General features: G+C 62.2%; 26 protein-coding genes. 7 read left to right on the forward strand and 19 right to left on the reverse strand.

Annotated elements, in window-relative coordinates; translation table 11 throughout:
• Nucleotides 1-43: 43 nt before the first annotated feature.
• The 6 genes from otsB to HGP14_RS01380 all read right to left on the reverse strand — a co-directional run bounded on the left by otsB (nt 44) and on the right by HGP14_RS01380 (nt 6,062).
• Nucleotides 44-841 carry a trehalose-phosphatase gene (gene otsB / locus HGP14_RS01355; protein ID WP_168828051.1) on the reverse strand — a complete coding sequence of 266 codons (798 nt, stop codon included), beginning with the start codon at nt 839-841 and terminating at the stop codon, nt 44-46.
• Nucleotides 842-878: 37 nt separating this feature from the next.
• Nucleotides 879-1,280, reverse strand: coding sequence for a GFA family protein (locus HGP14_RS01360; protein WP_168828052.1), 402 nt, complete (start codon nt 1,278-1,280; stop codon nt 879-881).
• 7 nt (nt 1,281-1,287) lie between these two features.
• Nucleotides 1,288-2,778, reverse strand: coding sequence for a S10 family peptidase (locus HGP14_RS01365; RefSeq protein WP_168828053.1), 1,491 nt, complete (start codon nt 2,776-2,778; stop codon nt 1,288-1,290).
• 101 nt (nt 2,779-2,879) lie between these two features.
• Nucleotides 2,880-4,169, reverse strand: a complete 1,290-nt coding sequence (locus HGP14_RS01370; protein ID WP_168828054.1) for a CynX/NimT family MFS transporter — start codon at nt 4,167-4,169, stop codon at nt 2,880-2,882.
• Nucleotides 4,166-4,843, reverse strand: coding sequence for a FadR/GntR family transcriptional regulator (locus HGP14_RS01375; RefSeq protein ID WP_168828055.1), 678 nt, complete (start codon nt 4,841-4,843; stop codon nt 4,166-4,168). Before HGP14_RS01375 ends, HGP14_RS01370 begins: the two co-directional genes overlap by 4 nt.
• Before the next feature lie 307 nt (nt 4,844-5,150).
• Nucleotides 5,151-6,062: a pirin family protein gene (locus HGP14_RS01380; RefSeq protein WP_168828056.1), complete on the reverse strand. Its 912-nt coding sequence runs from the start codon at nt 6,060-6,062 to the stop codon at nt 5,151-5,153.
• A gap of 261 nt (nt 6,063-6,323) precedes the next feature.
• On the opposite strand from HGP14_RS01380, the gene HGP14_RS01385 reads away from it, so the two are divergent.
• On the forward strand, nt 6,324-7,133 hold the full coding sequence (locus HGP14_RS01385) for a class II glutamine amidotransferase (RefSeq protein WP_168828057.1): 810 nt from the start codon (nt 6,324-6,326) through the stop codon (nt 7,131-7,133).
• Here HGP14_RS01385 and coaBC read toward each other — a convergent pair.
• Nucleotides 7,120-8,331, reverse strand: a complete 1,212-nt coding sequence (coaBC, locus tag HGP14_RS01390; protein WP_168828058.1) for a bifunctional phosphopantothenoylcysteine decarboxylase/phosphopantothenate--cysteine ligase CoaBC — start codon at nt 8,329-8,331, stop codon at nt 7,120-7,122. The two genes, HGP14_RS01385 and coaBC, sit on opposite strands and share 14 nt — an antisense overlap.
• Nucleotides 8,332-8,443: 112 nt before the next feature.
• A complete protein-coding gene (locus tag HGP14_RS01395; protein ID WP_168828059.1) occupies nt 8,444-9,361 on the reverse strand; it encodes a DMT family transporter in 918 nt (305 codons plus the stop codon).
• Nucleotides 9,362-9,544: 183 nt separating this feature from the next.
• On the opposite strand from HGP14_RS01395, the gene HGP14_RS01400 reads away from it, so the two are divergent.
• Nucleotides 9,545-9,685: a hypothetical protein gene (locus HGP14_RS01400; protein WP_205926993.1), complete on the forward strand. Its 141-nt coding sequence runs from the start codon at nt 9,545-9,547 to the stop codon at nt 9,683-9,685.
• A 63-nt stretch (nt 9,686-9,748) separates the two neighbouring features.
• Here HGP14_RS01400 and HGP14_RS01405 read toward each other — a convergent pair whose 3' ends face one another.
• Complete coding sequence (locus HGP14_RS01405; protein WP_168828060.1) at nt 9,749-10,513, reverse strand: SDR family oxidoreductase; 765 nt, start codon at nt 10,511-10,513, stop codon at nt 9,749-9,751.
• A 126-nt stretch (nt 10,514-10,639) separates the two neighbouring features.
• Here HGP14_RS01405 and HGP14_RS01410 point away from each other — a divergent pair, with 126 nt between their 5' ends.
• Nucleotides 10,640-11,545 (forward strand): LysR family transcriptional regulator, encoded by a 906-nt coding sequence (locus HGP14_RS01410; protein WP_168828061.1) that lies wholly within the window; start codon nt 10,640-10,642, stop codon nt 11,543-11,545.
• A 3-nt stretch (nt 11,546-11,548) separates the two neighbouring features.
• On the opposite strand, the gene HGP14_RS01415 is transcribed toward HGP14_RS01410, so the two are convergent.
• The gene (locus tag HGP14_RS01415; RefSeq protein ID WP_168828062.1) at nt 11,549-12,421 is read right to left on the reverse strand and encodes a LysR family transcriptional regulator; all 873 of its coding nucleotides are present in this window, start codon (nt 12,419-12,421) and stop codon (nt 11,549-11,551) included.
• A 93-nt stretch (nt 12,422-12,514) separates the two neighbouring features.
• Between HGP14_RS01415 and HGP14_RS01420 the strand changes: the two genes are divergently transcribed.
• The 4 genes from HGP14_RS01420 (at nt 12,515) to HGP14_RS01435 (ending at nt 15,105) form a co-directional block, all read left to right on the forward strand.
• On the forward strand, nt 12,515-13,813 hold the full coding sequence (locus HGP14_RS01420) for an MFS transporter (RefSeq protein WP_168828063.1): 1,299 nt from the start codon (nt 12,515-12,517) through the stop codon (nt 13,811-13,813).
• Nucleotides 13,814-13,890: 77 nt separating this feature from the next.
• Nucleotides 13,891-14,241 carry an ArsR/SmtB family transcription factor gene (locus HGP14_RS01425; protein WP_168828064.1) on the forward strand — a complete coding sequence of 117 codons (351 nt, stop codon included), beginning with the start codon at nt 13,891-13,893 and terminating at the stop codon, nt 14,239-14,241.
• Nucleotides 14,225-14,710 (forward strand): SRPBCC domain-containing protein, encoded by a 486-nt coding sequence (locus HGP14_RS01430; protein ID WP_168828065.1) that lies wholly within the window; start codon nt 14,225-14,227, stop codon nt 14,708-14,710. Before HGP14_RS01425 ends, HGP14_RS01430 begins: the two co-directional genes overlap by 17 nt.
• A complete protein-coding gene (locus tag HGP14_RS01435; protein WP_168828066.1) occupies nt 14,710-15,105 on the forward strand; it encodes a GFA family protein in 396 nt (131 codons plus the stop codon). Before HGP14_RS01430 ends, HGP14_RS01435 begins: the two co-directional genes overlap by 1 nt.
• Nucleotides 15,106-15,110: 5 nt before the next feature.
• Here the strand turns inward: HGP14_RS01435 and HGP14_RS01440 are convergent, their stop codons facing one another.
• From HGP14_RS01440 to ubiB, 9 genes are all read right to left on the reverse strand, one after another.
• Entirely contained in the window at nt 15,111-15,503 is a 393-nt protein-coding gene (locus tag HGP14_RS01440) for a type II toxin-antitoxin system VapC family toxin (protein WP_168828067.1), read from the reverse strand.
• A complete protein-coding gene (locus HGP14_RS01445) occupies nt 15,500-15,742 on the reverse strand; it encodes an antitoxin (protein ID WP_168828068.1) in 243 nt (80 codons plus the stop codon). The genes HGP14_RS01440 and HGP14_RS01445 overlap by 4 nt, the downstream gene beginning before the upstream one ends.
• 54 nt (nt 15,743-15,796) lie before the next feature.
• Nucleotides 15,797-17,458, reverse strand: a complete 1,662-nt coding sequence (locus HGP14_RS01450) for a urocanate hydratase (RefSeq protein ID WP_168828069.1) — start codon at nt 17,456-17,458, stop codon at nt 15,797-15,799.
• A gap of 28 nt (nt 17,459-17,486) precedes the next feature.
• On the reverse strand, nt 17,487-17,816 hold the full coding sequence (locus tag HGP14_RS01455; protein ID WP_168828070.1) for a TfoX/Sxy family protein: 330 nt from the start codon (nt 17,814-17,816) through the stop codon (nt 17,487-17,489).
• A 4-nt stretch (nt 17,817-17,820) separates the two neighbouring features.
• Nucleotides 17,821-18,918: a DUF917 family protein gene (locus HGP14_RS01460; protein ID WP_168828071.1), complete on the reverse strand. Its 1,098-nt coding sequence runs from the start codon at nt 18,916-18,918 to the stop codon at nt 17,821-17,823.
• A complete protein-coding gene (locus HGP14_RS01465; RefSeq protein WP_168828072.1) occupies nt 18,918-20,180 on the reverse strand; it encodes a Zn-dependent hydrolase in 1,263 nt (420 codons plus the stop codon). The genes HGP14_RS01460 and HGP14_RS01465 overlap by 1 nt, the downstream gene beginning before the upstream one ends.
• Nucleotides 20,177-21,559: a dihydroorotase gene (locus HGP14_RS01470; protein ID WP_168828073.1), complete on the reverse strand. Its 1,383-nt coding sequence runs from the start codon at nt 21,557-21,559 to the stop codon at nt 20,177-20,179. Before HGP14_RS01470 ends, HGP14_RS01465 begins: the two co-directional genes overlap by 4 nt.
• A 19-nt stretch (nt 21,560-21,578) precedes the next feature.
• Nucleotides 21,579-23,168, reverse strand: coding sequence for an aromatic amino acid lyase (locus HGP14_RS01475; protein ID WP_168828074.1), 1,590 nt, complete (start codon nt 23,166-23,168; stop codon nt 21,579-21,581).
• Nucleotides 23,169-23,262: 94 nt separating this feature from the next.
• Nucleotides 23,263-24,837, reverse strand: coding sequence for a 2-polyprenylphenol 6-hydroxylase (ubiB, locus tag HGP14_RS01480; RefSeq protein WP_168828075.1), 1,575 nt, complete (start codon nt 24,835-24,837; stop codon nt 23,263-23,265).

Genomic DNA, 24,837 nt, shown 5'->3' on the forward strand with positions numbered 1-24,837 from the left:
AAATTCCTTTCAAACGCGAATAAAATGTCAGGTACTCAAATCTTCAGGAGGCTAACTCAGCGATAATGGCCCGCAGTTCCTGGGAGGAGGGGATGGACCAGCGCGCTTCGCTGGCAGGCGAAAGCGGCCCGATGCGGATCGAGTGACCGCCGATCCGGTTGGCTGTGCGAAACATCGCTTCGTCGGTCACATCATCGCCGATCGCGATCGGACGTCTGCCGGCGAAGGCCGGTTGCGCCAGAAATGCCTCCATGGCGTGGCCTTTGTCGGCGGCCGCCGGGCGGATCTCGATCACCATCTTGCCGTGCTGAATGGTCCAGTTCGGTCCTGCTCGACTAAGCGCCCGCTCCATCAACGGTTCGAGTTCAACGTGCCTCTCCGGCGCAAGCCGGTAATGCGCGGCGACTGCCGCTCCCTTGTCCTCGATCAAGACGCCCGTCCAGCCGGCCGTCTCGGCGACAAGGTCTGCCTTCAGTCGCTCGAAGTCCGCCGTCGTTTCGATTTTGTGAACATGCCCGTTCGGATCGCGGCGCTCGGCACCATGGAGCCCCGCGATCGGAAAACGAAACGGCGAAAAAGCGCCGTCCACAAAATCAAGCCCGCGGCCAGTCACGAGCGCCAGGGCACCCCCGAGCTTGTTCGACAAGGCATCGAGATTTGCCGGAAGAGACGGCGGAACGGCTATCGCGTCCGGCGTTTGTGCGATGTCAAGCAAAGTGCCGTCGATATCGAGGAAGAGAGCCCAGCTCAGTGGATCGTCAGAGAGAGCGGCGAGAATAGAGTCCTTCCCTGAAACCGCATCCGATTTCGAGGTGTTGGGAGACTGCTTCTGGTATGACATGAGGCTCTATCTATGTCAGCGCCCCCTTCCGGCAACCCTAGCTTTCTGTCTCGACGCGCGGCAGGGCTTCGATATTGGCTGTCCAGGGCAGTGCTGAGCAACACCAGATCTGCTTGCGCGGCTGCAGTTCGGCCCGCTGGTCAATCGTGCCGACGCGGATGCCGACGAAGGTGGTGTCTTCTCCCTTGCGATAGAGATGCGAGCCGCAGTCCGGGCAGAAGAACTGCTGGCTCGGCGCCCCGCTATCGCCGTGCTTGACGTAGGTTTTCGGCGTCCCGCGGAGAAGCCGGAAATCCTCTTGCCGCGCGACCGTGCTGACGCGATAGGCCGTTCCCGTCAGCCGCTGGCAGTCGGTGCAGTGGCAGATGCTGACGCGCTCGGGATCGATTTCGGCCTCATAGGCAATTGCACCGCAATGGCATCCTCCGGTAACGCGCATGCCTTCCTCATTCCGCCATCTGCGCCGCCTGATGCTGGCCATAGAAAGCTTTAGCATCGGTGGTGAAAGCGGCACGTTCCTCGGCATTAGTGTAGAACATATGGCCGCCGCGATAGACGTCCAGGCTCACGCGGCCCCTCGTCAGGGTTTCCGGCAGGTGATCCACAACGTAGCGGCTGACACCATAGGGCGTGACGATATCGCTATAGCCATGCGCGATCATCAGGTGAAAGGCCGGATTGGACGCGAGGAGTTCGCGGATGTCGTCCGTTGCACTCGCCTGCAGGCGGCCGCTGCCGTGTCCACCGCCCCATTGCCACTGCCGGCTGATATCGCCGTCGAGCAGCGCATAGGTCATCTCGGTCTTGAAGCCGAGCTCGTTGCGCGCGTAGCTGGAAAACGCCCCGCCATAAGCCCGGGTAAAACCGTCGAGGATTGCATCGTCGCCCCGATCGGAGTCCGATTCCGGGTAGGCATCCGGCGTGGCGAACGACGCATCGTAGGGGCTCATCACCTCGCCCTGCTGCCTGGCGGAGTTTTTCGCAAAGGCATTGCCGAGGAAACCGCGAGTTCGGGTAACGATATCAGACGGAATGCCGGTCATAGTTGAGACCTTGTCATAGAAGGCTTTGCCGGCATCTCCCTTCGGGGCAGGCCCGGCCAATGTCGTCAGATATTCGCCGAGGGCAAATTTTTCGGCGTCCTGCTGGGTCTCTTCGCTGAAGGTTTTGCGCCGTTCGGCTTCTGCCGCAACGAGCGAGGGGAGTTCGAGAGCAGCTCCCAACGCAAACTGATCGGCATCGAACATCAGCCGCCCTTCGAGCAACGGCGAGAGCATGACAGCACCGGTGACGATGATGCCCTGGCTCTCCTTTAGGGCGGCGGCGACCTTTGCCGCACGGAAGCCGCCGTAGCTTTCGCCGAGAAGATACTTTGGAGAGTCCGAACGGTTGTTATGCGCCACGTAAAGCGCAATCGCCTTGGCAATGCTCTGCACATCGGCGTTGACATTGTAGTAATTCGAAGCGTCGTCGGCCTTTGCCGTGCGGCTCCATCCCGTGCCGATCGGATCGATCAGCACGAGATCGGTGAAATCCAGCCAGCTTTGCGGGTTGTCGACCAGTTTGGCATCTGCGCCGTCCCGGGCCTGCGGACCAAAGTCCAGTACGCGCGGGCCGACGACTCCAAGATGCAGGAATGCCGAGGCAGCACCTGGGCCACCGTTGAAGGCGAAGGTGATCGGCCTGTTGGCGGCACCGTTTTTGGCGACATAGGCGGTGTAGAATATCGCGCCGGTCTGGGTGCCATCCTGACCAAAGATATCGAGCGTTCCGGCCGTCGCGGTATAGGCCAGGCTGCGGCCGCCGATATTGGCCTCATGCTGCGTGACGGAATCGGGCGGCAGCAGTTTCAGCACGCCCGGCCGCTCCTGGGCATTCGAGGCAGCCGGTATGGCAACGGTCAGCAGGGCGAACAGGATTGCAGATCGTAGATACACTCTTTTACTCCCGGGCAATTGCGCGCGACCGGAGACAGCGTAGCATCCGTTGCCTTGCAGAGGCATCAAGAGATGGTGATGCAGACGTGAGGACCGCGCGCTTACGGCTTCTCGATCGTCCGGGCCTCGACATGAAGTGCACGTCCGGCGTTCCAGCCGTTGATTGCGGCTCCCAGTCCGAGCAGCACGAAGAGCACGGCGCTCCAGGCGAAGCTGCCTGTGGCGCCGCGAATGAGGCCGACGATCAGCGGGCCGACGGCGGCCAGCAGATAGCCGACGCACTGTGCCATGCCAGAGAGATGCGCCGCGACATGGGGATCGCGCGAGCGCAACACGATCACCGTCATCGCCACCGCAATAAGGCCGCCTTGCCCTATCCCCTGCAGCACGGCCCAAAGCCAGACGGTCGAAAGCGGCGCGAAGAGCAGGCCGAGCAGGGCAACCACGGCAACGACGCACAGCGAAGCATTGATCAGCCGCTGATCCTTGCCGCGCACGGCGATCTGCGGCGCGACGAGGCAGGCCGTCGCCTGCACCATGACGGATACGGAAACGATGGCGCCGGCCGTTACGCCATCAAGACCGCGCTCGCGCAGGATCGGCACGAGCCAGCCGAAGACGCAATAAGCCAGCGCCGATTGGAGGCCCATGAAAAGAGTGACCTGCCAGGCAAGCCGGTCCCGCCAAAGGCCCTCGACCCGAAAGCCGCTTCGCCGCGCTTGAGCCGGAATTCCAAGAACCTGCGGGAGCCAGAGGAAGGCGACGATGAACGCAGGCAACGCCCAGGCAGCAAGAGCCCCTTCCAGCGAGCCGCCCAGCGCGTGCTCGATCGGCAGGCTGAAGCCGGCGGCACTTGCCGCGCCGGCACAAAGCGCCATGGTGTAACAACCGGTCATCAGCGCCGCGCGATCGGCGAAATCGCGCTTGACCAAGCCCGGAAGCAGGACGTTGCCGATTGCGATACACGCCCCCGCAAGAGCGGTTCCGAAAAAGAGAAGCGGGATCGAGGACAGCCCGCGCAAGGCTGTTCCGAGCGCCAGCAGCAAGAGCACGCCGAGCAGCGTTCGTTCCGTGCCGACGCGCTGCGCCAGTTTTGGCGCAAGCGGGGAGAAGGCGCCCAGGCAAACGACGGGAAGTGTGGTCAGCAGGCTTGCGCCAAGAGCCGAAAGACCGAGCCCGGCGCGAATTTCCGGCAACAGCGCCGAGGCGCTGGAAAAGATGGGGCGGAGGTTGAAGGCGATGAGTACCAGGCTAACGCCGAGAATAACGCGGCTCGCCGCTGTCGGCTGTGCCGGCGCTTGGGGTGCGGGAACGCTATCCGCCTCGGCATCGATCAACTGCTCGTCGATGGCGTCGAGAGCCGGGGCACTTTCGGAAATGGAGGTGTTCATGACAGGATCATTCTTTCAAGGGCGGCAATCACAGGAGCCATGAAGCGCCGCACGGCGGCATCCGCTTTCGCGGGCTGCCCGGTCTCGATCGCATTGATGATATCGGCATGCGCTTTCATGTCGGGCTCAGGAATATCCTGGCCGAGTGTCGCTTCGATCGTTTCGGCGATGGAAGCCGAGAAGAATTCGTAGATCTCGATCATCGCCCGATTACCAGACGCTGCGATGATAGCCCGGTGAAAGGCAAGATCGCGCTCGACGAAAGCCGCCTTATCGCCACCTTCGTAATTGCCGCGCTTTGCAAGGAGGTCGCGCAGGGCAGCAATAATTTCCGGCGTCTGTCGCAGCGAGGCGAGGCGGGCAGCCTCGACGTCCAAAGCGCAGCGCGCCTGGAATTGATCGCGCAGACTCGCCCGCCGGGCCATCGTCAATGCCCGGCTCGCATCCGTTGTCGAGACCACATAGGTTCCGGATCCTTGCCGTGTTTCGAGCAGGCCCTGCGAGACAAGCACGCGCACAGCCTCACGGATCGTGCCCCGGCTGACCGACAGCGCGGCGGAAAGAGCAGCTTCATTCGGCAGCTTGTCGCCGACGTTCCACCGCTTTGCGAGAATCTCGCCACGGATCGCTTCGATTGCCGTATCCGCGAGATTTGTCTTGTTGAGAGGTTGCATGGCTATTCATCAAGTCATCGGATGACTTGATGAATATGGCAGAACTCGGCGTCAGTCAAAGAAAATTTGAACAATAAAAAAGGGCCGCGTCAGCGACCCTTTCCATGAGTTTGGCCTCTAACTGGCCTGGACCGCAAAGGCGGCCCCAGGAAGGCGGGATTAAAGCGAGGGCTGCCTCGCCTTCTTCACCTCTCCCATGCCCGTTGCGAGGTCCGAAATCTCATTAGACATTGGATCACCTTCCTTTCGTTCTGTTGTCGATAGTTGGAAGGTAGGTAAAAATTTCGGCGATGCAAGACAAATCCTCTCAATGTCCTGCCTTGATGAAGGTTCCGTTCTGCAGTTCGCGCATGGCCTGCATGATTTCCTCGCGCGAATTCATCACGATAGGACCGTGCCAGGCGACCGGCTCTTCGATCGGTTTTCCGGAGACGAGCAGGAAACGGATTCCCTCGTCGCCCGCCTGAACGGTTACTTCATCGCCGCTGTCGAAGACGACCAGCGTGCGGTTGCCGGACATGTCGCGAATGTTGATCTCTTCGCCATTCACCTCCTTCTCGACCCGGACGCCGAACGGTTTCGAGGCGTCGCGGAACGTCCCCGAGCCGGCAAAGATATAGGCGAAGGCATTGCGGTAGGTATCGACCGGCAAGCGCTTCTTCTTGCCTGGAGGCACCGAAACGTCGAGATAGATCGGCTCGGCGGCGACCCCGTCCACGGGACCGCCCTTGCCCCAGAAATTGCCGCAGATAACACGGACCGCGGTGCCGTCGTCATCGACGACGACCGGGATATCCGATGATTTGACGTCCTGGTAGCGCGGGGCGGTCATCTTGAGCGAGGAGGGCAGATTGGCCCAAAGTTGGAAGCCGTGCATGCGGCCTGCGAAATCGCCCTTCGGCATTTCCTGATGCATGATGCCGCTGCCGGCCGTCATCCACTGGATGTCGCCCGCTCCCAGAAGGCCGCGATTGCCGAGACTATCGCCGTGCTCGACGGTTCCGGCGAGCACGTAGGTAATCGTCTCGATCCCGCGATGCGGGTGCCATGGAAAGCCGCGGATGTATTCGGCCGGATTGTCGTTGCGGAAATCATCCATCATCAGGAAGGGATCGGTCATCGACGGATCGCCGAAACCAAAGACGCGGTGCAGCTTCACGCCTGCGCCTTCCATCGTGGGGACGGCTGTGCTTTCGTGTTTGACGGGACGGATCGACATGGAATCCTCTTATGTGGGTTCAACTTGCTGGCGACTATATCGGTAGTGCTGAACGGCGCGAAACCCGTAGCGGACAGAACTCAGTGTTCACAAAAGAAGATGCCTGATCGCCGAAAGTGATCGTCGGAGGCCTCGCCAATTCCCACGAATCCATTGCAAAACCTGCAATCATTAAGTTTTTATTCACCATCGCGCTCGACAATCGAGCAGGCAATTCCAAGCAGTCCTGCCGTGCAAGGGCGGGTTCCGGAGCAAGAGAGCATGTGTCGCTGGGCAGCCTATCGTGGAGACCCCCTCTATCTGGAGGAGTTGGTATCCTCGCCCGCGCATTCCCTCATCGAACAATCCCACTGCGCCACTCGCGCCAAGACCGCAACGAACGGCGATGGCTTCGGCATCGCCTGGTATGGCGACCGGCCGGAACCGGGCCGCTACCGCGACATCCTTCCGGCCTGGTCGGATTGCAATCTGAAGAGCCTCGCGCGGCAGATCCGCTCGCCGCTCTTTCTTGCCCACGTGCGGGCGGCCACCGGCGGCGGCACGCGGCGGGACAATTGCCATCCCTTCACGCATGAAAACTGGTCTTTCATGCACAATGGCCAGATCGGCGGCTTCGAGCGCCTGCGCCGCCCGATGGAGGCGATGCTGGATGACGCGCTCTTCAACGCCCGGAGCGGCACGACCGATTCGGAGCTGATGTTCCTGCTCGCGCTGCAGTTCGGTCTGCACCGCGCGCCCCTTGCCGCGATGGCCGAAATGGTGAGCTTCGTCGAGGGACTTGCGGATAGCATTCTGGGCGGTGTTCATCTGCGTTTCACCGCAGCCTTCTCGGACGGGGAGTCGCTCTTCGGGATTCGCTATGCGACCGATCGCAAGGCCCCGACCCTTTATGCCTCGCCGATGGGCAAAGGGTATTGTCTTGTCTCGGAACCGCTGAACGACGACGTCGATGCCTGGACCGAAATACCTGACGGCAGCGCCGTCACGGTAAGTGAAATGGGAATCGAGATTACGGCCTTTCGGCCGGAAAGGCGCCTCAGCGCGACGCCGGACCTGGCTATCCCTGCTTGATGCGCTCGGCGATCAGCTTCGCCAGCTTTTCCGCAACCTCTTCCTTGGCGAGATCGGGCCATTGCTCGACGCCGCTCTGGCTGATCAGCTTCACGCTATTGCGCGTGCCGCCCATGATGCCTGTGGCCGGCGACACATCGTTGGCAACGATGAGATCGGCGCCCTTGCGCTCGAGCTTGGTCCTGGCGTTGCTTTCGACGTCCTGCGTCTCGGCGGCAAAGCCGATCACCAGCTTCGGCCGCATCGTGTGGTGACCGACGGTCTTCAGGATGTCCGGGTTTTCGGTCAGCGCCAGCGTGGGAATGGATTCGCCGGGATGCTTCTTGATCTTCTGATCGGATGCAGAGGCGACCCGCCAGTCGGCGACGGCGGCCACCATGACAGCGATATCGGCGGGCAGGGCGGCAAGCACGGCGTCGCGCATTTCCTCGGCCCGCTCGACATGGATCATCCTGACGCCAACCGGGTCGGCGATCGTCACAGGGCCGGAAACGAGCGTTACATCCGCGCCGAGTTTGGCGAGTGCTGCGGCGATTGCGTGACCCTGTCTGCCGGACGAGCGGTTGGCGATGTAACGCACAGGGTCGATCGGCTCATGCGTCGGCCCCGAGGTGACGACGGCCTTCCGCCCTGCAAGCGGCTTCGGGCCGCCGTCGAAAAGCGCCTCGGCTGCCGCGACGATCTCCAGCGGTTCGGCCATGCGCCCAAGGCCAGCTTCTCTGCTTTCCGCCATCTCGCCCGCCATCGGGCCGATGAAATGGACGCCGTCGCCTCTCAAAATCTCGAAATTGCGTTTCGTCGCCGCATGCGACCACATTTTCGGGTTCATCGCCGGAGCGGCGAGAACGGGCTTGTCGGTCGCAAGCAAGATCGTGGAGGCCAGATCGTCGGCGAGGCCGTTTGCCATTTTCGCCAGCAGATCGGCCGTTGCCGGCGCGATCAGAACGAGGTCGCAGTCGCGCGCAAGGCGGATATGGCCGACATCCTGTTCGTCCTGCCGTGAAAAGAGGTCGGTGAAGACGTGGTCGGCCGCAAGAGCGCCGACGGCGAGCGACGTCACGAACTCCTGTGCGCCTTTCGTCATGACCGGACGCACGGAAGCGCCCCGCTCGCGCAGGCGCCGGATCAGATCGAGGCTCTTGTAGGCCGCGATGCCGCCCGAAATGATAAGCAGGATGCGTTTGCCGCTGAGAATCATGGCCTTCTACCCGTTGCCCTGTGTTGACCGCCGTCGACCCTAAGCCTTTGGCGGATAACATGCAATCGCCCGGCGCATGCCGGCTATTCGCGGAAGCGGCCGCGCTTGACGCCTAAGCCTTGCGGCCGCTGGGCGTGAAGATCGCGATCGCAAGCCCGACGCCCGCAAGCTGAAGGATGGACCCGCCCGCTTCGGCGATCGTCGGCAGGCGCTGCTCGAAGAGGAAGCCGAAGATCAGCCCAAAGACGGTTTCGGCGACGATCAGCTGCGCTGCAAGCGCAAGCGGCAGGCGCTTCGAGGCGATCATCCAAAGAAGCGTAGCGAGCCAGGCGCCAGCCAGGCCCATGATCAGCGACCAGAGGATGAAACGAAGCAATTCTGTATCGGTGAAGGCGATATCCGTGCCGACCGATGTGAAAGGGATCAGAACGAGGCTGCCGATCCCCGCGCCGATGCCCTGAAGGCCGGTCCATTGCAGAATATCCGGCGGATTCGGCGACTGCATCGCCGCTGTGCTCGCAAGCCCATAAGCGACCCATAGTGCAAGGCCTATCAGCGCCGAGCCAATACCGAGGACGATCGCCGCCTGATCGCCGGAAGGCGCGGAGGAAAAGATCGAGACATTCACCCAGCCGATGCCGGCCGCGATCAACATCAGCGGCAAGGCGAGCAGCCGCCAGGCAACGGAGTGGTCACGGAAATTTGCGATAACAGCGAGAAGCACCGGCATCGTACCGATGACGAGCGGCGGAATGGCGGCGCCGGCAAGCCGCACGGCATAGGCAATGCTGACGAAATAGCCGACATAACCGATGCCGCCGAGGAGTAGCGCAGTGATTGCCATGCGTGGCTCGATGTTCTTCGGCCGGAACCGCGGACTGACCATCAGCACGATGCTCGCGAGCGCAAAGAGGCCGTAGCGCGCGATTGTCAGATCCATCGTGTTGAACGGCGCGATGGCGCGCGGCACGACGAATGTCAGCCCCCACAAGGCGCATGTGGCAAGGCCGCAAAGAATACCGAGAAGCATAGTTCACCCGCGCGAGATTGCCGGAAGAAGAGGAAGGCAGTGTCTCCGGGTGGTAGGCGGGATGGAGGCGAGAAACAAGTCTCAGCCGCGACATCTATCCGATGATTTCGAGACAGAAGTCGATGAAGGCGCGGACCTTGGCCGGCACGTGATAGCTGCGAAGATCTCTTCCGCGCCCAGGGCATGCAGAATCCCGGTCCACGCATCCCGATGCTTGACGGCTTCAATGAGGGCTGGATCGAGTTCGAAGGCGGTGAGGCCGGATCGCGCAAGGGGAAGACGACCTTCGAGGCTGCCGTCCGCACGTTGATCGAGGGCGCGTAGCGGTGAAAAGGCCGCGGCAGAAGAATACCGCGGCCTTTGCTTCAATCCACGAAGACGTCTGCCTCAGGTGCGGGTGATCGAAAGACCGCCATCGACGAGCGAAGCCGTGCCGGTGACGAAGCTCGCATCGTCCGAAGCGAGATAAAGGACGGAGCGGGCAAGCTCCTCAGGTGCCGCGACGCGCTTCAGCGCATGCAGGCTGGTGACGAAAGCCTGCTTGTCGGGCGTATCGTTTGTCTCACGATACATGTCCGTATCCACCGCGCCGGGCAGCACGGCATTGACCCGGATGTTCTGCGGTCCGAATTCCGCGGCGAGGGCCTGCGTCAGGCCGATCAGGCCGGATTTGCTCGCGGCATAGGCAGCCATGCCCGGGAAGGCGACAGTGTAGCCGACGAAGGTGGAGGTAAAGATCACCGAACCGCCGCCGTGTTTCGCCATTTCGGCAATCTGGTGTTTGGCGGCTAGGAAGGAGGCCGTCAGATTGATCGTCAGCGCCTCGCTGAAGCCTGCTTCGGAAACTTCGGTGCTCGGGCCGGCTTCGCCGATGACACCGGCATTGTTGAAGGCGATGTCGAGTTTGCCGTAGTTTTGGACGGCGGCAGCAACGAGCGCCTTGTGATAGTCTTCCGCGCGAACGTCGCCTGCGACTGCAACGGCTTCGCCGCCGGCAGCCTTGATTTCTGCAACAAGGCTGTCGAGTTCTGCCTGACGGCGAGCGCCGACGACGACCTTGGCGCCTTCGGCGGCGAAAAGCTTGGCTGTCGAGCGCCCGATACCGGAACTTGCGCCGGTGACGATTGCGACTTTGTTGTTCAAGCGGTTCATTGTTCCATCTCCTGATTTGAGGATGGGCTGGCGTCTGCCGCCCCATTCGATGACTGGAAGATGGCATTTTCCCGTCGTTCGGATTAGTCTCCATATAGTGGAACTCGAATTCGGAAATACCGAACGATGATCAGGATCGAAGGGGTAGCGGCTTTCGTCGCCGTGGTGGAATCAGGGTCCGTCAGCGAGGCGGCAAGGCGTCTGCGGTTATCGAAGTCCGTCGTTAGCGAAAGGTTGGCGGAATTGGAAAGAACTCTTGGCGGTACGCTGCTCCACCGTACGACGCGTAAGCTGACGCTGACGGAAGACGGTACGGCCTTCCTCGAACGCGCACTGCGCATCGTCCGCGAGATCGATGAAGCGACAGCCGATATGGCCGAACGGCGCGGCACGCTCGCCGGCCCCTTGCGCATCGCGGCGCCCGTCACGTTCGGCCGCATGCACCTTGGGCCGGCGCTTTATCCATTTCTGGCGACGCATCCCGAAATCGCGCTGACGCTCGATATCGACGACCGGCGGGTGGACGCATCTTCGGAAGGCTATGACGCCGTCATCCGCAATGGTCCAATCGCCGATTCACGTCTCGTTGCCTGGAAGCTTACGCGCAGCCGCCGTCTTCTGACGGCCTCGCCCGACTATCTCGACCGCTACGGGACGCCGGCGACACTGACCGATCTCGATGCCCACCGGGGCCTGTTCTACACCAACCGTGGTATCGCCGATTGGCGCTTCCAGACCGCGGAGGGGGCGACCATCGTGCGTGCCAGGCTGGCCATGGGCATGAACAACGGCGATATGCTCCGCGATGCGGCAATCGCCGGACTCGGGATTGCGCTGCTGCCTGCCTTCATCGCCGGTCCGGCGATCCGCGAAGGCAAGCTCGTCGAAATCGATGTCGGCTACAAGCCGGAAGTCGAATTCATCTACATGGCGCATCCCGAAGGCCGCAATCCCTCCACCAAGCTCCGCGCGATCGCTGATCACCTGAAAAAGGCCTTCGGCGATCCGCCTTACTGGGATCCGGCAGGCTAAGGGTCAGAGCAGGCTCATGAGGTTTTCCGTCACAGGCGAACGCTGCGCCTTCAGCACCGCGAGCCCTAGTCTCGCGACGAGCGACGACCCCTCGATCGGCCGGTAGGCGACGCCGTCTAGCTTGATCTGGGCGATCGAGGCAGGCACGATCGAAACGCCCAGATCGGCTGCCACGAGGTTGACGACAGAAGGGATCTGCGGCGCCTCCTGTGTCACGACGAGCTCGAAGCCAGCATCCCGGCAGGCGCGCACGATATCGTCATAAAGGCTGAGACCGACGGTGCGCGGAAAGAGGATGAAGGGCTCTCCCGCAAGTGCCGAGAGCGGAACCTCTGCGTGGCGCGCGAGCGCATGATGTGCGGGTAGCGCAATGAGCATCGGTTCGTCCGCCAGCCGCTTCAGCCGCACGTCCTTGGGGTCCTCCAGTCCGGGGCGGATGAAAGCGGCGTCTATCTCCTCGCGCATCAGCTTTTCCATCAGCCCATTGCTGTTCATTTCGGTGAGCGAGAGCCCGATATCCGGCCATCGGCCGCGAAATCGGCGGATCACGCCGCTGACGGCGGGATTGAAGGCGGAGGAGGCCGTAAAGCCGAGAAGCAGCCGGCCGGTCTCGCCGCGCATCGCCCGCTGCGCTGCAAGTTTCGCCTTTTCGGCAGCCGCGACCGCGTCTCGCGCTTCCGGGAGGAAGGCGCTGCCCGCCGCCGTCAGCTCCGCCCCGTGCGGCACGCGGTGGAAGAGCTGCGCGCCGATTTCCTCCTCGAGGTCGCGGATTTGCTGGCTGAGCGGCGGCTGACCGATGCCGAGCCTGGCTGCCGCCCGGGTGAAATTGCCCTCCTCGGCGACGGCGAGGAAATAGCGGATATGTCGCAGTTCCATGGTATCTCCAAAAGCTATTGTGATTGCCAGTGCCATATATTGGACAAATGATGCATCGCTGGCTAGATAGCAGGGCGAAAGGTTGGTTCTCCTATGCCCCGCGTTACCTCCACGAAGATGTCCGACATATCCCCAGAAGCCGCAAAGCCTGCCCGCCCGCCGCTCCATGTCGCGACCGAGAGGGACGAGGCGCAGGCCAGCCAGTTCCTCGTTCGAGGCGCGCCGGCCTATCGCCGCGCCAGCCTGGCGCTTTTCCTCTCCGGCTTCGCCACCTTCTCGCTGCTCTATTGCGTTCAGCCGCTGATGCCGATCTTCGCCGAGGATTTCGGAGTCAGCCCGGCGGCAAGCTCGCTGTCGCTGTCGCTTGCGACCGGCTTCCTCGCCGTCGCGATCTTCTGTGCGGCGGCCATCTCCGAAGGCGTCGGACGCCGCAGCATGATGTTCGTCTCGCTGCTTGGCTCGGCGCTCTGCACCATCGCCTGCGCCATCGTTCCGGACTGGCATATGCTGCTCGCCATCCGCGCATTGCAGGGCTTCCTGCTCGGCGGCGTGCCGGCCGTCGCCATGGCCTACCTCTCGGAAGAGGTCGAACCGCGCGGCCTCGGCGCTTCGATGGGCCTCTATATCGCCGGCAATGCCTTCGGCGGCATGGCGGGGCGCGTCGTTACCGGCACGCTCGCCGAATATTTCTCCTGGCGCCCGGCGCTTGCCGTCATCGGCTTGCTTGGCCTTGCCGCCGCTATCGGCTTCCGGCTGCTGCTGCCCGCCTCCCGCAATTTCAAACCGCGCAAGGGCTTCAACGCGCATTTCCACCTGATGGCCTGGATTGGTCATATCCGCAGCCCGGCGCTGCCCTTCCTCTTCGCCATCGGCTTCCTGGTCATGGGCGCCTTCGTCACGATCTATAACTATGCCGGTTTCCGCCTCGTGCAGCCGCCCTACAGCCTGAACCAGACCGAGCTGGGCCTGATCTTCACCGTCTACCTCTTCGGTATCGCGGCCTCCTGGGCCGCAGGCCTGCTGGGCGACAGGTTCGGCCATTTCGTCGTGTTGCTCGCCGGCATCCTCTGCGCCGCGATCGGCGTCGCGGTTACGCTTCTTGCACCGCTGCCGCTGATTGTTCTCGGCATCGTGTTTCTGACGGTCGGCTTCTTCATGGCGCATTCGGCCGCCAGCGCGCTGGTCGGCCGGCTTGCCCGCGGCACCAAGGGGCATGCCTCCTCGCTCTATCTGCTGGCCTATTACATCGGCTCCAGCGTTGCTGGTTCGGCGGGCGGCTGGTTCTTTGCGATCGAAGGCTGGTCTGCCGTCGTCTTCTTCACGCTCGCCATGCTGGCCTTTGCCTTTGCGGCAGCCTGCACCGCACGCAGCCTTTCGAAGCGTATCGGTTAAGCGCAATTGGCATAGGCTTGACACGCGTGTTCATCCGCAGTATTTAACTCACAAGTTAATTAACTAATGAGTTTAATATGCATGCCGATCGACTGAGCATGACGTTTTCAGCCCTCGCTGATCCCACGCGCCGAGCGATCCTTTCGCGGCTGGCGCTCGGCGAGGCTTCGGTGTCGGAACTCGCCGAACCATTCGACATGTCGCTCGTTGCCGTATCGAAGCATCTGAAGGTGCTCGAAAAAGCCGGCCTTGTTGCGAAGGGAAGGGAAGCCCAGTGGCGACCCTGCAGACTGGAAACCGAGCCACTTCGCGGTGTCGACGACTGGCTGGAAACCTACCGCCGGTTCTGGAGCGAAAGCCTCGACAAACTCGAAGCCTACGCCGCTACCGTCAAGCAGAGGAGGAATGACGATGAACACCGCAAATGAAATCCGTCTCTCCGGCCGCAGCCGGGAGATCCTGCTTACCCGTGAGATCGACGCCCCGCGCGAATTGGTCTTCAGCCTTTGGACCGAGCCGGAGCATCTGTTGCAATGGTGGGGTCCGCACAATTGTTCGGCACCCTCGGTTTCGGTCGATCTGCGCGAAAGCGGCGCCTGGCGTCACTGCATTCTGGGGCAGGATGGCAAGGAATATTGGAGCCGGGGCCGTTACATCGAGATCAGCCCACCGGAACGCCTCGTCTTCACCTTCGCCTGGGAAAATGATGCCGGCCAGCCAGAGCACGAGATGCAGGTAACGGTCGAGCTGGAGGAAAAAGGCGAGGGTACGCGCCTCATCTTCCGCAAGCGCGAGCTGCCGAACGACACCGAATTCAAACTGCAGTCGGAAGGCTGGAGCGAGGCGCTCGATAAGGCCACCGCCTATGCGGAAGCCGCCGCCAAAGGGAGGAAATGATGAAGAGGACATATCATGGAAGCTGCCATTGCGGCGCCGTCAGCTACGAGGCCGATCTTGATCTGCAGGGTGGCACGTTCAAATGCAACTGCTCGATCTGCAAGAAGAAACGCAATTGGCTGGCAGTTGCTACGCCGGCCGATTTCCGCCTGATCTCGGGCGAAGACAACATCAGCGAATATCAGTTCGGCTCACACAGATTGCATCATCTGTTCTGCAAGAATTGCGGAATCAGCTCCTTCAATTGGGGCGAAAATCCTGGCAAGTTCTATGCGATCAGCGTCAGCTGCCTCGACGATGCCACCGACGAGGAGCTCGCCTCCTCTCCGGTCGGCTATTTCGACGGCCGCGACGATCGCTTTGATCGTGCGCCGGCTGAAACGCGGCATCTATGATGCCGCTATTTTTCCCAATCCTCGATCCGTAGCCCGGCAATACGCCCGAACTCCTTGAAATTATGCGTGATAAGCGTCAGGTCTCGTGATACGGCCTGGCCTGCAATCAACACATCATAATGACCGATCGGCGTTCCGGCGGCGTTGAGCATAGCGCGGATCTCGCCGGCCTTCCGGGCGTCGTCTTGATCGAATTCGAGAATTTGGAATTGCAATGCGTCGATGCGCGCAAGGTTTTCGCTTGTCCGCAGGCTCTTGTAGGCACCGTAGAACAGATTGTGCGCTACGATTGCCGATATAGCGAAGTCCTGTGGGCTATGCTTGCGTAGCGTTGCCAGGAAGGCGTCATTGCCCTTCATCAGGGCAATGACCGCATTGGCGTCGAGCAGGTATTTCATTTGAAGAAGTCGAGCTCGGGCTTATCTTCGCCGGCTGGCTGCTCATTGGCACCATCTGCGAAATCGCTATCGACCTCCGCCGTCACATCGGCCAGCCAATCCCAATCGTCTGAAACGGGTTCGAGGATGATGGCCTTGCCCTGGCGGCGGATGGCAACGGTGTCGCCTTCGAAGCGGAATTCCTTCGGCAGACGTACGGCCTGCGAGCGGCCCGACCAGAATATCCTTGCCGTGTTCATTGCCATGTCTCCTGATGAGATATGGCAATGATATATACCATTCCCGCTTTAGCTTCAACCAAGCCTGATATACGGCACATTCTTCTTCTGCACCTCATCCAGCGCTTCCTCGTATCCGGCGTCGGCGTAGCGCATGACGCCGAGCGCCGTGTCGTTGGTGAGCGCATGGTCGAGCCGTTCGTCGGCAGCGTCCGTGCCGTCGGCGACCACGGTCACGCCGCAGCTGGTCATGTAACCGGCATAGCCGCCGCCGCCGGAATGAACGACGACGAGATCGGCCATCGAGGAGCAGAGCATCATGGCGTCGATCAGCGGCCAGTCGGCGATCGCGTCAGAGCCATCCTTCATGCGCTCGGTCATGATGTTCGGATGCGCCATGGCACCGGCATCGAGATGATCGCGCGAGAAGGCGACGGGGCCCTTGAGTTCGCCGCTGGCAACCAGCCCATTCACGCGTCGCGCAAGCGCCGTCCGTTCGCCGTGGCCGAGCCAGGCGATGCGCGCCGGCAGACCCTCGAAGGGGATATGTTCACGGGCAAGTCGGATCCAGTTGGTGATGATCTTGTTGTCGGGGAACATCTCGAGCAGCAGCTCGTCGATCCGGGCGATGTCGCTCTCTTCGCCGGAAAGCGCCATCCAGCGAAACGGGCCGATCGCGCGGGCAAAGAGCGGCCGCAAATAGGCTTCGGTGAAGATCGGAATGTCGAAGGCGTTCGCAACGCCGCCTTCCTTTGCCTGCGTGCGGATCAGGTTGCCGTTGTCGAAGACCTCCGAGCCCTTCTTCTGGAACTCCAGCATCGCCGTTACATGCTGGACGATCGACGCGCGGCTTGCCGCCATCAACTGGCCCTGGCCCTCATCCCGCAGTTCCTTGACCTGAGCAAGGCTCATGCCTTTCGGCACATAACCATAGACGAGATCATGCGCCGAGGTCTGATCGGTGACGATATCCGGCACGATGCCGCGCCGGGCGACTTCCGGATAGATTTCGGCCGCATTGCCGACAAGGCCGACGGAACGCGCCCGCTTCTCCTTCACGGCCGTGTCGATCATCGCGAGCGCCGTATCGAGGTCGGGCGCGATCTCCTGCAGATAGCCGATCTCCTGGCGCTTCTTTGCCCGCTCCGGATCGATATCGACGCAGAGGATCGCCGCACCCGCCATGCCGCCGGCGAGCGGCTGCGAACCGCCCATGCCGCCGAGCCCCGCGGTCAGCACGAAGCGGCCAAGGAGATCGCCGCCGAAGCGCTTTTCGGCGATGCGCATGAAGATCTCGTAGGTGCCCTGAATGACGCCCTGGCTGCCGATATACTGCCAGGCGCCGGCCGTCAGTCCGCCCCAGCAAATCAGTCCCTTGCGCTGCAGCTCGTAGAACACCTCGGCTTTCGCCCATTGGCCGACAATGTTGCAATTCGCCATGATGACGAGTGGTGCGTTGGCGTGGGTTTTCACGAGACCGATCGGCTTTCCGGACTGGATCAGCAGCGTCTGATCCTCATCCATCTCGGTCAGCGCCTTGACGATGCCTCTATGCGCCGGCCAGTTGCGGGCAGCCTTGCCGAGCGCCGCATAGACGACGAGATTATCGGGGTCCTCGCCAACGGAAAGCACATTTTCGAGAAGACGCAGTAGCGCTTCCTGTCGCCAGCCTTTGGCCCGCAGCTCCGGCCCGCCGGGAATCGGAAATTTCGGATGGCGTGGATTGGCCTTCGGCATGAAATGTCCTTCCTCAAGTCCCGGTTTGTTACTTTGCCGGCAGCGAGGTCACATAGGCGACCGCTGCATCGAGCAGTCGCCGGCGCAGCGCATCGTCGCCATAGGCTCGCGCATCGGCGCGTACCCAGCCCTGCATCGCCCGTTCGCCCGACAGCATCTGGACTACGCCTGGTAAATTCAGCGCCCAACCGTCATTGCCTTTGCCGAGCCGAACCAGCATCCCGTCCTCTCGCGCACCACAAAGGAGGTTGCCATTCAGCATCAGGGCCCAGCCGCCGAACATGGTCTTTTCGCTGAGGCCCGGCATATCGCCGAGCTCCTCTTTCAGCAGTCCCTCAAGCCCGGTATCGCGCGCCATGGCATCAGACCTTCGTCTCCAGGGCGTAGCGCATGATCTCGATGCCCATCGCCCTTTCGACGGGCGGATAGACGGTCGGATCGAGCACGCTTGCGGAAAGCGGGATGATTTCCTTCGGCACATGCAGGATGAAGACCGGCATGCCCTCCTTGAGCTGGCCGACGCTGAGCGGTTCGCCCTCCGGCGAAAGCGTCGTGATGACCGCGGGAAATGTAGCCACGCGCTTACCATCGGCGTCGTCGACGGCCATGTACTCATTCATCACATGCATGGTCACGGTCTTCGCGCCGGAGCCGACGACGATCGTACCGATATCGAAGGCCTCGGTGGTGTAGACCACGTCCTTCTTAGTGATCGTGCCTTCAGCGAGGATATGGCCGCCGGTCGTCTTGCAGATAGCGTCGATCACCGCCGTCCCGCCCTTCTTCTCCGCTGCGATGATTGCCTCGCCGAGCGAAAGCGCCATCGAGATGCCGCCAAGCGCCGCGTTCTTGCGCACATAGGAGGCTCGCAGCGGATTGCGGCAGCTGGCGATGAAGCCGCCCGATTGGTCGGCGGCGGCACGCAGAATCGGCGAGATCTTCGCGGTCGCGCCTTTCACGACCAGCTCGATGTAGCGGTTTTCGGCGCGGTTGCCGCCTACTGCCGTCTGGATCATCTGCTCCGGCGAACCGGCCATGCCGATCGAGCCCATGTCGCCGGTCGGATGCGCACGGATATCGCCGATCGCGTCCACGACCTTGGTGCCGAGGATTGCCGAGGGCAGCCAGCCGTTCAGCGTCGAGGATCTGCCGTTCTGTCCAATGATCAGCCCGGAAAGCTTTTCGCCAAGCTCGTCCTGCAGAAGCTGCACCGCCTTCACATAGTCGATGCCCTGCATTTCCCAGGGCGTGGTGGAGGCCGGCGCGCCGATCGCCGCCGCTGTCGCAATCCAGTCGTTGTCCTCCAACTCGTCGATCGTAACGAGCTCCGGCTTGCCGACATTGACCGCCGCATAGCCGAGCATACGCCCATGATCGGCCCAGCCGCCGCCGCCCGCCGCATAGACGGAGCCGCCCTTGACGGCTGCTTCGACATCTTTCTCAACGAGTATGCGCCCCATCACGCCTTCTCCTTGTTCAGCGTCCTGTCCATCTCCCGCACGGCCTCGAAAAGCACGGCGGCACCGAGGGCGATGTCGTCGTTTTCGGCCCATTCGTCCGCCGAATGGCTGCGGCCTTCCTTGCAGGGAACGAAGATCATGGCGGCCGGGGCCACCTTGGCGATCCAGGCCGTATCGTGTCCCGCGCCGGAGGCCATGCGCCGGTGCTTGGCGCCGACGGTATCGCAGGCCCGCTCCAGCGTCTCCAGGAGGCCGGCATCGCCGGGCGTCGGATAATTGTCGGACACGCGTTTTGGGGAGTTGATCGTCACCCCATGGGCAGCTGCAAGCTGGAGAACATGCACATCCAGCCATTCGCAGAAAGCTTCCATGTCGCTGCGGATTTCCGCACGGCCGTCGATCAGCATCACGGCCTTGGACGGGACGACATTGGCGGCATTCGGCTCGATCCGGAATTCGCCGACGGTTGCCGCAAAATGGCCCGGTGTCTTTGCCTGCTCGGCTGCCGCGTCGCGGATATCGAGCACGAGTCGCGAGGCGGCCACCAGCGCATCCGCGCGGCCATCCATTGGGGTCGTACCGGCGTGGTCGGCCCGGCCTTCGACCGTGATCTCGATCCGGGTGATACCTGCAATCGCCGTCACGATGCCGATATCCTTCCTCTCGTTTTCAAGCACCGGCCCTTGCTCGATATGCAGCTCAAGGAAACCCGCAAGATCGGGCCGATTCTGCTGCAAGAGCACCCCTGGACGACCGCCGACTTGCGCAATCCCCTCGGCAAGGTCGCGGTCGCCGCTGGTGCGCGAAAGCCACGCCTCGGGAAGCTGCCCGGTCATGCCGCGGCTGCCGACGCACGAAACGCCAAAAATGCTGACCTCTTCCGCAAGGAAATCGACGATCTCCAGATCGTGCTCCAGCGCGATCCCCCGATCCTCCAACGCACGCGCGACCTCCAGAGCCGAGATGACGCCCGCGATGCCATCGAAGCGCCCGCCATCCGGCACGGTATCGGAATGCGAGCCGACCATGATCGTGCCGAGCCCCGGCTTGCTGCCCGCTCGACGCCCGATGAGATTGCCGCCGGCATCGATCCGCGTTTCGAGCCCGGCCGCCTGCATGCGCGCTTCGATATAGGCGCGTCCTTCGAGAAACAGCGGCGAAAAGGCGCGGCGTGTCCAGGGATGTCCAGGCTCGGTGATCTTCGCCAGCGCATCGATATCTTCTGCGATGCGGTCTGCGTTGACGGGCAGGTTACGGCTCATGCGATTTCTCCGGCAATGATTTGGCGCGGCAGCGGACGGACGAATTTCCCGGTGCCGGGCTCGGCAAGCACCTTCGTGCCATCGGTTATCTGTTGGCCGCGCAGATACGCGGCTGAAACGGTCCATGGCAAGGCTATGCCATTGTACGGGCTCCAGCCGACGACATTGTTGCCGCTCGCGGCGGCATCATAGACCTTTTCGCGCGGCTCAAGCACAGTGATATCGGCATCCTTGCCCGGCGTCAGCGCGCCCTTGATATGGTCGAGGCGGAAATGTTTCGCCGGATTTTCCGCCATGAGCTTTGCAGCCCAGGTAAGCGGAATGCCGCGTTCGAGCGCGCCCTTGACGAAGAGTGGCACCATCACCTCGAGCCCAGGCACACCGGATGCATTCGCCAGCATGTGCGGATCGGTCTTGCGGTTTTCGGACCAGCTGACATGGTCGGTCGACACCAGCCAGACATTGCCTTCAGCGACCTTCCGCCACAGCGTTTCCACCTCGGCGCGCGGCCGGATCGGTGGATTGATCTTGGCCTTGCCCCCGAGGCGCTTCACGTCGTTTTCCTCGTCCAGCGTCAGGTAGTGGATGCAGCACTCGACGGTCGCCTCGAAACCGTCGCGACGATAGGCGCGAGCGATATCGTAGCCGCGGCCGAGCGAACAATGCACGACATGAGCCGGGCAGCCGGTATTGGCGCCAGTCTCGAAGATAGTGTGCATGGCAAGCAGCTCTGTAATCGGCGGGCGCGAGAGACCATGGGCACGCCAATCGGTGATGCCGCAGGCCTTTACCTGCTCGATGTAGGCGCGCACGGCTTCGTCGTCCTCATTGTGGACGCCAGCCGTCAGCCCGGTCGGTGCGATCGCCGCAAAGCACTCGTCGAGCAAGGCGGGAGGAATGCGGGGGAAACGCTTAGGATCCGTGCCGAAGGTCGAAAACTTGAAGGCCGCGACGCCGGCGTGCACCATTTCGGGGATGCGCGCAGCACGCTCTTCCGGATTGACCGTGCCATAGAGCGCGAAATCGACACGCGCCTGCGGGCTCGCGTGATCGATCTTCTTCTTTACCGCTTCCGCCGAGCAGACGAGATTGCCTTCGTCATAGGGCATGTCCACGATTGTCGTGACGCCGCCGGCCGCCGCCGAGCGTGTCGACCAGATGAAGTCCTCCTGATCCTTCTGGCTCAGCGAATGCACCTGCGCATCGATCGCGCCGGGAAGGATCAGCGCCTTGCCGAGAAGATGCCGCTCCTCCCCCGAAGGCGGCACTCCGACGCCAACCTGGACGATTTTACCATCGCTGACCGCGACATAGCCCTCTTCGAGGATGCGCTCCGGCAGAACGACCGTACCCTGCAGAACGAGATCGAAATCACTCATGCGGATGCCTCCGTGCCGTTCAAGTGTCAGATAGTACAGGGTTGCCCGCAAGCCGCTCCTCGATACGCTCCCGCGAACCCAGCGCGAAGAAGTCGTCGAAAGAGGCGATCGGCACTTCGGCGATCAATTTGGAAACAAAGGCGTCGGCTCCAAGACCTTCCTCGATCGCCTCGACCTCGGCCGAAAGCGGCCGGTCGACCGTATAAAAATCTGCATGGCTGCGGACGACGTCGTAGATCATGCCCGAAACGCCCTTCGGCTGGTCGCCCAGAATGTCGGCCGCCTGCGCGGCAAGCAGGGCTTCGAGCGCCGCAAGCCGCCTCAGCGCCCGCATCTGCCGTTCGAAGCGCTCGATCACCAGCGGCAGAAAAGCGGCCTCGTCCTCGAGCCCCGCCGCAACCACCAGCGACTGGGCCGATACCGGGTTGGACATGGAAAGGACGCGCGAGAAGATTTCGCCGGCGAGCTTGATGATCGGCCCGAAGCCTGTCGCGATCCGGCCTTTCGGCACCAGATTGACCGGCAGATCGCGCCTCTGTCCGTTACCGAGGAGGACGCAGCGGTTGAAGGCATTGCGGGCAGCATGCGCCATGCAGATTGCTGCCGATTCCAGCAGGATCGTCACGTCAAGAGGCAGTGAACCGCCGGAGGTCATCACCTGGCCCTCGACGACCACGGGGTTGTCATCTGAGCGACCTGTAGCCGCGAGAATCTTGTGGCCAGTCGTAAGCAGATTCTCGATCACCGCACCGAAGACCTGCGCAATCATGCGAAGGCTGAGCGGGTCCTGCACGTGGGTCGCAACCGGCCATTCCCAGGCGTCTGACGCATTGCAGAGCCATGCACCGATCAACGCTTCCCGGGGGGTGCCGACATGGCGCACCGACCGCCATGGATCGCGGGACGCGCCAAGCGCGCCGGCGGCCATCATCCCGGTTGCGAGCAGCACGCGGATCGACGCTGCGGCATTGCGCGTCGCCTCCGCTGCCGCCGCAAAACTCACGGCATTGATGCTGAGCGAAGCAAGGCTGTCACGCGGTGCCATCCTGACCGGCTCGAGGCCGGCTGCCTCGAAGGCCTCGACCGCCTGCATGCGCCTGCCGCGATAGACCGCCTCGCCAACGCCGGTCAGAACCGCACCGATTTGCCCCATGAGGCCGATATCCGCACAGCCGATCGAGCCCGTCCGCCGGACGACGGGGATAAGATCTGCCCTGAGAAGCCGCAGATAGGTTTCCACGAGTTCGGGTGTGCACCCGACCTGGCCCGTCAGAGCGGTATTGATGCGGATCGCCATGGCATTTCGCACGACAGCGGTCGAAAACGGCGTACCGGTGCCGAAGTGATGGGCGCGGACGAGGCCGAGGTTGAAAGCGTCAAGGTCTTCCGGCGACCACTCGACATCCTTCATCGCTCCGACGCCAGTCGTAGAACCGTAGACCGGAATGCCGGCCCCGATCGCATCCTCCACGACCGAACGCGCAAGTTCCACGCGCGCCATGCCCGTCTCCGTCACCGACAGGGCAACCTTGCCGGAACCAATCCTCACCATCTCGGCGAAACCGAGTGGTTGGCCGGAAAGTTCGATGCCGGGGCGTTCGTGCTTCATCTGCAGGTCTCCTTGATGGCGAGATTAAGCGAGCATCTCGCATCATGGGATATCCCAAATGCCGAACACAGCATGCGATTGTTTGTGTTTCAGCTCAACTCAGCATCACGGCTATGTAGATAAGCGTCAATGCGATAATCCAAAGCGCGAGACGGCCGTACCGGCTGTGCCTCGCCTCGGATTTGCCGATCGCCTCCGCAGTCTGCGGATCGAAGCGCAGACCATGCTCGCTCATATGCAGCAGCTGGTGATGGAATTTCTCTGTCTTCGCGGCGATTTCCGGTACGGCTTCGGCGAGCTTCACCGCCGCCTTCAGCCCATCCTTGAGATCGGTCACGACCCGCTTCGGGCCGAGATTGTTGCGAATCCAGTCTCCGACAACAGGCTCCGATGCCTTCCACATGTTGAAGCGCGGGTTCAGCATGCGCGAAACACCTTCGACGACCACCATGGTTTTCTGCAACATGACCAGCTCGGGCCGGGTCTGCATGTCGAAAAGTTCCGTCACCTCGAACAGGAGCGTCAACAGCTTGCCCATCGAGATCGTCTCGGCCGGCTGGCCGTGGATCGGTTCGCCGATCGCCCGGATCGCCTGTGCGAAGCTTTCAACATTGTGATGGGCCGGCACATAGCCTGCTTCGAAATGGACTTCGGCAACGCGCACGTAGTCGCGGGTGATGAAGCCATAGAGGATTTCGGCGAGGAAGCGCCGCTCCTTCTTCCCAAGCCGTCCGACGATACCCATGTCGACGGCAACGATATCGCCGTGCACATCGACAAAGAGGTTTCCGGGGTGCATGTCGGCATGGAAGAAGCCGTCGCGCAGCGTATGGCGCAAAAAGGACTGGATCAGCGTGTCGGCAAGCGTATTGAGGTTGTGGCCGGCCGCCTGCAAACCCTCGACGTCGGACATCTTCACGCCGTCGATCCATTCCATGGTCATGACGTCGCGGCCGGTCCTTTCCCAGTCCACCTTGGGAACGCGGAATCCGGGATCCTGGTCCGTATTCTCGGCAATCTCGGAGAGGGCGGCGGCTTCCAGCCGAAGGTCCATCTCCACTTTCGTGGTCAGCTCGAGCGTTTTTGTGACCTCTACCGGTCTCAGGCGCCGGCTGGAAACCATGAAGCGTTCCTGCATGTGGGCAACGAGATACATCGCCTCGATGTCATGCGCGAAGCGCTGGCGCACGCCGGGGCGCACGACCTTCACGGCGACCTTCTTGCGGCCTGTGGCCGTATCGACCTCGGCGGGGTGCACCTGTGCAATCGAAGCAGCGGCGATCGGATCATCGAAGCTGGTGAAAAGCTCCTGGATCGGCCGCCCGAGCGACCCCTCGACGCTCGCCTTCGACGCCGCGGTGGGGAAAAAAGCCATGCGATCCTGGAGCTGGGACAGGTCGTTGGCGAATTCGACGCCGACAACGTCCGGGCGCGTCGCCAGAAACTGACCGATCTTCACATAGGAAGGTCCGAGCCGTTCAACGGCGCGCGCCAGCCGGTCACTGCGCTTTTTGTATTTCGCCCGGCTGCGGGCAAAGATGCTGACGAAAGATTTGGCAAGGCTGACGGAAGGCGGCAGTCCCTCGGAGGGCAACGCCTCGACGACGCCCTCGCGCACCAGGATCCAGCCGACCCGAACGAGCCTGAGATATGCTCCGAAAGCACTCAT

It is taken from the genome of Rhizobium sp. P32RR-XVIII (assembly GCF_012641395.1).
GTDB lineage: Bacteria > Pseudomonadota > Alphaproteobacteria > Rhizobiales > Rhizobiaceae > Rhizobium.

Excerpts from the sequence above, each read along its gene's own strand:
- HGP14_RS01425 (WP_168828064.1), top strand. The coding sequence starts at position 13,891 with ATGCATGCCGATCGACTGAGCATGACGTTTTCAGCCCTCGCTGATCCC.
- HGP14_RS01475 (WP_168828074.1), bottom strand. The coding sequence starts at position 23,168 with ATGAAGCACGAACGCCCCGGCATCGAACTTTCCGGCCAACCACTCGGT.
- HGP14_RS01360 (WP_168828052.1), bottom strand. The coding sequence starts at position 1,280 with ATGCGCGTTACCGGAGGATGCCATTGCGGTGCAATTGCCTATGAGGCC.
- otsB (WP_168828051.1), bottom strand. The coding sequence starts at position 841 with ATGTCATACCAGAAGCAGTCTCCCAACACCTCGAAATCGGATGCGGTT.
- HGP14_RS01435 (WP_168828066.1), top strand. The coding sequence starts at position 14,710 with ATGAAGAGGACATATCATGGAAGCTGCCATTGCGGCGCCGTCAGCTAC.
- HGP14_RS01380 (WP_168828056.1), bottom strand. The coding sequence starts at position 6,062 with ATGTCGATCCGTCCCGTCAAACACGAAAGCACAGCCGTCCCCACGATG.
- HGP14_RS01460 (WP_168828071.1), bottom strand. The coding sequence starts at position 18,918 with ATGGGGCGCATACTCGTTGAGAAAGATGTCGAAGCAGCCGTCAAGGGC.
- coaBC (WP_168828058.1), bottom strand. The coding sequence starts at position 8,331 with ATGATTCTCAGCGGCAAACGCATCCTGCTTATCATTTCGGGCGGCATC.
- HGP14_RS01375 (WP_168828055.1), bottom strand. The coding sequence starts at position 4,843 with ATGCAACCTCTCAACAAGACAAATCTCGCGGATACGGCAATCGAAGCG.
- HGP14_RS01470 (WP_168828073.1), bottom strand. The coding sequence starts at position 21,559 with ATGAGTGATTTCGATCTCGTTCTGCAGGGTACGGTCGTTCTGCCGGAG.
- HGP14_RS01405 (WP_168828060.1), bottom strand. The coding sequence starts at position 10,513 with ATGAACCGCTTGAACAACAAAGTCGCAATCGTCACCGGCGCAAGTTCC.
- HGP14_RS01450 (WP_168828069.1), bottom strand. The coding sequence starts at position 17,458 with ATGCCGAAGGCCAATCCACGCCATCCGAAATTTCCGATTCCCGGCGGG.
- HGP14_RS01370 (WP_168828054.1), bottom strand. The coding sequence starts at position 4,169 with ATGAACACCTCCATTTCCGAAAGTGCCCCGGCTCTCGACGCCATCGAC.
- HGP14_RS01385 (WP_168828057.1), top strand. The coding sequence starts at position 6,324 with ATGTGTCGCTGGGCAGCCTATCGTGGAGACCCCCTCTATCTGGAGGAG.
- HGP14_RS01440 (WP_168828067.1), bottom strand. The coding sequence starts at position 15,503 with ATGAAATACCTGCTCGACGCCAATGCGGTCATTGCCCTGATGAAGGGC.
- HGP14_RS01465 (WP_168828072.1), bottom strand. The coding sequence starts at position 20,180 with ATGAGCCGTAACCTGCCCGTCAACGCAGACCGCATCGCAGAAGATATC.
- HGP14_RS01400 (WP_205926993.1), top strand. The coding sequence starts at position 9,545 with ATGCAGAATCCCGGTCCACGCATCCCGATGCTTGACGGCTTCAATGAG.
- ubiB (WP_168828075.1), bottom strand. The coding sequence starts at position 24,837 with ATGAGTGCTTTCGGAGCATATCTCAGGCTCGTTCGGGTCGGCTGGATC.
- HGP14_RS01395 (WP_168828059.1), bottom strand. The coding sequence starts at position 9,361 with ATGCTTCTCGGTATTCTTTGCGGCCTTGCCACATGCGCCTTGTGGGGG.
- HGP14_RS01420 (WP_168828063.1), top strand. The coding sequence starts at position 12,515 with ATGCCCCGCGTTACCTCCACGAAGATGTCCGACATATCCCCAGAAGCC.
- HGP14_RS01415 (WP_168828062.1), bottom strand. The coding sequence starts at position 12,421 with ATGGAACTGCGACATATCCGCTATTTCCTCGCCGTCGCCGAGGAGGGC.
- HGP14_RS01455 (WP_168828070.1), bottom strand. The coding sequence starts at position 17,816 with ATGGCGCGCGATACCGGGCTTGAGGGACTGCTGAAAGAGGAGCTCGGC.
- HGP14_RS01445 (WP_168828068.1), bottom strand. The coding sequence starts at position 15,742 with ATGAACACGGCAAGGATATTCTGGTCGGGCCGCTCGCAGGCCGTACGT.
- HGP14_RS01410 (WP_168828061.1), top strand. The coding sequence starts at position 10,640 with ATGATCAGGATCGAAGGGGTAGCGGCTTTCGTCGCCGTGGTGGAATCA.
- HGP14_RS01430 (WP_168828065.1), top strand. The coding sequence starts at position 14,225 with ATGAACACCGCAAATGAAATCCGTCTCTCCGGCCGCAGCCGGGAGATC.